Origin of the sequence: Paraburkholderia sp. Ac-20347, from assembly GCF_017104805.1 — a bacterium.
GTDB lineage: Bacteria > Pseudomonadota > Gammaproteobacteria > Burkholderiales > Burkholderiaceae > Paraburkholderia > Paraburkholderia tropica.
Map to the genome: position 1 here is coordinate 1 of NZ_JAAGPN010000394.1, position 5,529 is coordinate 5,529.

Below are 5,529 nucleotides of genomic sequence, written 5' to 3' on the forward strand. Positions count from 1 at the left end.
GCCGCGCGCTTCCAGACCGGGATCGCGGGCGCGAGCGCGTTGCCGCAAGCGAGCATCGACGGCGAATTCGAGCGCCGCCGCTACGCGCGCTACACCACGCCCGCGCCGCCCGGCGGCACGACGGTCTGGAGCCACAACGTCGGCGCGACGCTCACTTACGACCTCGATCTGTGGGGCAAGCAGCGCGCGATCCGCACCGGCGCGCTCGACAGCCTGCATGCGAGCGCCGCCGACGCACGTTTCGCCGAAGTCGAATTACAGACCGGCGTCGTGCGCGCCTACGTGCAGCTCTCGCTCGACTACGCGCTCGCCGACGCCTACGCCGCGATCCAGGAACAGCAGCGACGCACCTTCGACATCGCCACGCAGCGCTGGCACGCGGGCATCGGCAGCCGTCTCGAAGCCGCTCAGGCGCAGACGCAGCTCTCGACCAGCGCGACGCGACTGCAACGCGCCCAGCAGCAGATCGCGCTCGATCGACTCGCGATTGCCGCGCTCGCGGGCCAGGGCCCCGGTTACGGCGACGCGCTCGCGCGACCGACGCTCGCGCTGAGCGTGCCGCTCGCGCTGCCGCCCGCCTTGCCCGCGGAACTCGTCGGCCATCGCGCGGACGTGGTCGCGGCGCGCTGGCGCGTGCTCGCGGCGGAGCAAGGCATCGACGCCGCGCACGCCGACTTCTATCCCGACATCGACCTGCTCGCGACCGCCTCGCTCGGCTCGGCGGCGACCTTCGGCGGCTTCTTCAACTTCATCAACAGCGACGGCGTCGGGCATGGCGTGGGCGCGGCGATCTCGCTGCCGATCTTCGACGGCGGACGCCGACGCGGCCAGTACGGCGTGGCCGTTTCCTCGCGCGACGCCGCCGTGGACGCCTATAACCGCACGGTCGTCGACGCGATGCGCGACGTCGCCGTGCAGGCCGTTTCGCTGCGCGCGCTCGAGGTCCAGCAGGCCAGCACCGAAGCGACGCTCGACGCCGCGCGCTCCGCCTGGCGGCTCGCCGACGAAGGCTATCGCGGCGGCATCAGCGAATTTCTCAACGTGCTGGCCGCGCAGAACGCGCAGTTGCTGCAGGAGCAGAACCTCGCGCAAGTGCAGGCGCAGCGGCTCGACGCCTGGGCGCAACTGATGCGCGCGCTCGGCGGCGGCTACGGTGCCGATGCGACGTCCGCTTCATCCGCACCACCCGCTTCATCCGCGAACCAGGGAGCGCCCGATGCCGCGCGAAATTGAATGGTTTTCGCTGCTCGTGCCGGGTCTGCTGCCGATCCTCGCGGGCTGCGTGCTGCTGTTCGTGATCGTCGATCTCGCGTGCGCGCGCATCGGCGTCTATCGCCATGTCTGGCATCCGGGGCTCTTTCGCGTCGCACTGTTCGCCGCGCTGTTCAGCGGCGTCGCGCTCCTGTTGCGGCAATGACCGCGCGCATGAAAACGACCCAATCACCCCCACCCCATGACGACTTCCCGATGACAACGCGAACCCTCCTGCGCGCCGCCACCACACTCGTGCTGCTGGCCGTGTCCATCGCGCTCGTGCGTGCGTTCTGGCTCGACTACATGGACTCGCCCTGGACGCGCGACGGCCGCGTGCGCGCCCAGGTCGTGCGCATCTCGACCGACGTGTCGGGCCTCGTCAGCGACGTGCGCGTGCGCGACAACCAGTACGTGCACAAGGGCGACGTGCTGTACGTGCTCGATCCGGCGCGCTTCCAGTACGCGATCGCCCAGGCCGACGCCGACCTCCTGCGCGCCCAGGCGCAGCTCGCCGAAACGAAAGCGCGCATGACGGCGGCGCAAACCGAACTCGCGATGAAACGCGCCCAGGCCGCGCGCCGCGCGCGTCTGGCCGGCGACGCGATCTCCGAGGAAAGCCGCACCGACGCCGACTCGCTCGCGCGTCAATCCGAAGCGACGTACCAAGGCGCGGTGGCCGCGTTCGCCTCGGCGCAGGCGCAGGTGAAAGCGGCGGAAGTCGCGCAGCGCACCGCCACGCTCAATCTCGCGCGCAGCGAAGCGCACGCGCCCGCCGACGGCTACATCACCAATCTCGATCTCTATCCGGGCGACTTCGCGAGCGCGGGCGTCGCGCGCATGGCGCTCGTCGACGCGCATTCGTTCTGGGTCTACGGCTACTTCGAAGAGACGAAGCTGCCCGCCGTGCGCGTGGGCGATCGCGCGCGCGTGCGGCTGCTCTCGGGCGGCGAGCCGATCGAAGGCCATGTGGAGAGCCTCGCCAGCGGTATCGCCGATCGCGACAATCCGACCAGCAGCGGCGACCTGCTCGCCGACGTCAATCCGATCTTCACGTGGGTGCGGCTCGCGCAACGCGTGCCGGTGCGCATACACCTCGACCGCGTGCCCGCCGGCATCAAGCTCGCGATGGGCATGACCTGCACGGTGAGCCTCACGCCTTCCGCGCGCCCGTGATGGCGCGACGCATCGCACGCGCCGGCGCTTAAGCGCATCGCGCGCGAAACCGCTTTATCCTTTCATCGTCCATTCAATTCGCCGACGCGCACCGGTACGCGCGGCGGCCCCGCCAGGAAACCCGATGATCGTGAATTCGCTTCCCTCCCGCGCCCGCGCGCCGTTCGTCGAGGCCGCGCGCGCATGAGCAACGTCGAGCTGTTTCATTACCTGCTGCTGTTGATCTGCGGCGCGGGCGCGCTCACCTGGCTCGCCGAACGCCTGACGATACCGCCCGCCGTCGTGCTGCTGTTCGGCGGCTGCGTGGTTGCGATAGCGGGCAAGCGCGTGCCGGACATGGACCCCGATCTGCTGCTCGCGGCCGTGCTGCCGCCGCTGCTGATGTCGAGTTCGTTCTACACGGCGTGGAAGGAGTTTCGCGGCGAGCTGGGCACGATCGTCTCGCTCGTGCTCGGCGCGGTGACGTTCACGACCGTCGCGGTCGCCTTCGCCGTGCATGCGTGCAATCCCGCCTTGCCGTGGGCCGCGTGCTTCACGCTCGGCGCGATCGTCTCGCCGCCCGACGCGGTCGCCGCGAAAGCGATCCTGCAACGCAATCCGCTGCCCGCGCGCCTTGTCGCTGTGCTCGAAGGCGAGAGCCTCGTCAACGACGCCTCGGGCCTGCTGATCTACCAGATCGCGGTGTCGGCGGCGCTGGCCGCGACCACGATCACCGTCGCGCAGGGCGCGGGCCTGTTCTTCACGCTGATCCTGCTCGGCATCGCGGTCGGTCTCGTCTGCGGCCAGGCGATGTGCTGGGTGCTCGCGCGCCTCGTCGATCCGATGCTCGGCATCGTGCTGAGCTTCGCGATGGCGTGGGCGAGCTATGGCGTCGCCGAAGCCGTCGGCGGCTCGGGCGTGCTTTCGGTCGTGACCTGCGGACTCGTGCTCGGCATCCGCCAGCATCGCGTGTTCAGCGCCGACATGCGCATCAAGGCCAAGGCGACGTGGGAAGCCATCGTGTTCGTGCTCGACGCGCTCGTGTTCGTGCTGATCGGCCTCGCGCTGCACGGCATTCTCGCGCGCGTGAATCACGAAAGCGCGGTCGTGATCGAAGGCCTGCGCGTGGCGCTGCCCGCCACCGCGGCCGCTATCGTCGCGCGGCTCGTGTGGGTGTTCGTTGCGATCTGGCTGCCGGGGCGCTTGCGCGCATCCGGTGCAAACAACGCGCAAAACGCGAACGGCGCAGGCAACGGCAACCGCCGCGCCTGGTCCTTCGCCGAAGCCGCCGTGATGGGCTGGGCGGGCATGCGCGGCGTGGTCAGCCTCGCCGCGGCGCTGGCCTTGCCGGGCAATTTCCCGGGCCGCGACGTGATCGTGTTCAGCACCTTCCTGCTGATCATCGCCACGCTGGTCGTGCAGGGCGGCAGTCTCGCGCTGCTGATCCGTCTGCTGAAGCTGCGTCCGCCCGCGCGCCACACGATGTCCGAGCACGAAACGCGCGCGCGCACGTTCGGCGCGTCGCTCAAGGCGCTCGACGAGATCGGCCAGCGCGCCGACGCCATCGAACCCGCGATGCTCGAACGTCTGCAGGCGGAGTACCGCGTGCGCGTCACCGCGAACGAAAACGCGCACACGGCGGGCGAGGAGCGCATCGCGCATCGCGAGCGCTTCCTGCGCGTCGAACTCGAACTCGTCGGCGTGTCGCGCCAGACGCTGCTGGGCCTGCATCGCGCGGGCAAGGTCGACGACGCCGTGCTCCATCGCATCGAATCCGAACTCGATCTCGAGGAGTTGCGCCTGTTGCGTCTGCTGGAGCCGTAACGGATCGCACGACGATCCACGCCGGGCGCGCCGTACGTTGCGTGACACGCAACGCCACGTTCCGCTTTGTGCCGATTCTCCGCGCGGCGCGCGCCACGTAAAGTCTCGTCAACGGTTTCGCGACGGCGCGAAGCCGGGCACACCACTCACGCAAAGGGATCGTCATGTCCAGCCAGCTGTTCTCCCCCGTCGATATCGGCCCGGTTCGCCTGCGCAACCGCATCGCCATCGCGCCGATGTGCCAGTACAGCGCCGCGCACGGCCAGGCGAACGACTGGCACCTGATGAACCTCATGCAGTTCGGCATCGCCGACGCGGGCCTCGTCATGCTCGAAGCCACCGCCATCGAACTGCGCGCACGCATCACGCACGGCTGCCTCGGTCTCTACGACGACGACACCGAAGCCGCGCTGCGCCGCGTGATCGACGCGGCGCGCGCGGTCGCGCCGCACGGCACGCGCTGGGGCATTCAACTCGGTCACGCCGGACGCAAGGCTTCGGCGCAGCGTCCGTGGGAAGGCCGCGGCGCGCTTGGCGCGAACGAAAATCCCTGGGATACCGAAGCACCGTCGGCGATACCTTTCGCCGATGGCTGGCACACGCCGCGCGCCATGCAGGCCGACGATCTCGCCCGCGTGCGCGATCGCTTCGTCGAAGCGGCGCAGCGCGCCGTGCGTCTCGGTTTCGATGTCGTCGAAATTCACGCGGCGCATGGTTATCTGCTGCATCAGTTTCTTTCGCCGCTCGCGAACCGGCGCGACGACGCGTATGGCGGCAGCCTGGAAAACCGCATGCGCTTTCCGCTGGAGATCGCGCAAGCCGTCAAGGCCGCCCTGCCCGCGCACGTCGCGCTCGGCTTTCGCATCACCGGCACGGACTGGCTGCCCGGCGGCATCACGGTCGAGGAAGCAGCGGCGTTCGCCACCGCGTTGAAGGCGCGCGACGTGAACTACGTGTGCGTGACCACGGGCGGCGTGGCGCATGCGTCGATCAAGGCCGCGCCCGGTTATCAGGTCGCGCTCGCGGAGCACGTGAAGAAGGCCAGCGGCATCGTCACGCGCGCGGTCGGCATGATCGTCGAACCCGAGCACGCGGAAGCCATCATCGCGGACGGTCAGGCCGATCTCGTCGCGATCGGACGCGCGTTTCTCGACGACCCGCGCTGGGCCTGGCACGCGGCCGAGCGCCTCGGCGCGGTCGACGCGATTCAGTATCCGCCGCAGTACGAACGCGCGGGCGCGCCGCACTGGCGCGGCGCGGCGTTGCTGCGCCCGCATGAGGCGGCGGCCGTGGCTTGAC

The 5,529-nt window shown here is 69.8% G+C and carries 5 protein-coding genes; all 5 read left to right on the forward strand.

Translation table 11 applies throughout. From position 1 onward, the window contains the following. On the forward strand, window positions 1–1,233 hold a 1,233-nt coding region (locus G3N97_RS36110), incomplete at its 5' end, for an efflux transporter outer membrane subunit (RefSeq protein ID WP_205997594.1). After that, window positions 1,217–1,417 (forward strand): DUF1656 domain-containing protein, encoded by a 201-nt coding sequence (locus tag G3N97_RS36115; protein ID WP_065060751.1) that lies wholly within the window; start codon window positions 1,217–1,219, stop codon window positions 1,415–1,417. The genes G3N97_RS36110 and G3N97_RS36115, both read left to right, overlap by 17 nt. Before the next feature lie 50 nt (window positions 1,418–1,467). Further along, window positions 1,468–2,427, forward strand: coding sequence for an HlyD family secretion protein (locus G3N97_RS36120; RefSeq protein WP_205997595.1), 960 nt, complete (start codon window positions 1,468–1,470; stop codon window positions 2,425–2,427). A 183-nt stretch (window positions 2,428–2,610) separates the two neighbouring features. Beyond that, window positions 2,611–4,230 carry a sodium:proton antiporter gene (locus tag G3N97_RS36125; RefSeq protein WP_205997596.1) on the forward strand — a complete coding sequence of 540 codons (1,620 nt, stop codon included), beginning with the start codon at window positions 2,611–2,613 and terminating at the stop codon, window positions 4,228–4,230. Window positions 4,231–4,394: 164 nt separating this feature from the next. Then, on the forward strand, window positions 4,395–5,528 hold the full coding sequence (locus G3N97_RS36130) for an NADH:flavin oxidoreductase/NADH oxidase (RefSeq protein ID WP_205997597.1): 1,134 nt from the start codon (window positions 4,395–4,397) through the stop codon (window positions 5,526–5,528). Window position 5,529: the final 1 nt, after the last annotated feature.

What these genes read in the sequence shown, in the direction of transcription:
- G3N97_RS36115 (WP_065060751.1), top strand. Translation starts at nt 1,217, where the DNA reads ATGCCGCGCGAAATTGAATGGTTTTCGCTGCTCGTGCCGGGTCTGCTG.
- G3N97_RS36120 (WP_205997595.1), top strand. Translation starts at nt 1,468, where the DNA reads ATGACAACGCGAACCCTCCTGCGCGCCGCCACCACACTCGTGCTGCTG.
- G3N97_RS36125 (WP_205997596.1), top strand. Translation starts at nt 2,611, where the DNA reads ATGAGCAACGTCGAGCTGTTTCATTACCTGCTGCTGTTGATCTGCGGC.
- G3N97_RS36130 (WP_205997597.1), top strand. Translation starts at nt 4,395, where the DNA reads ATGTCCAGCCAGCTGTTCTCCCCCGTCGATATCGGCCCGGTTCGCCTG.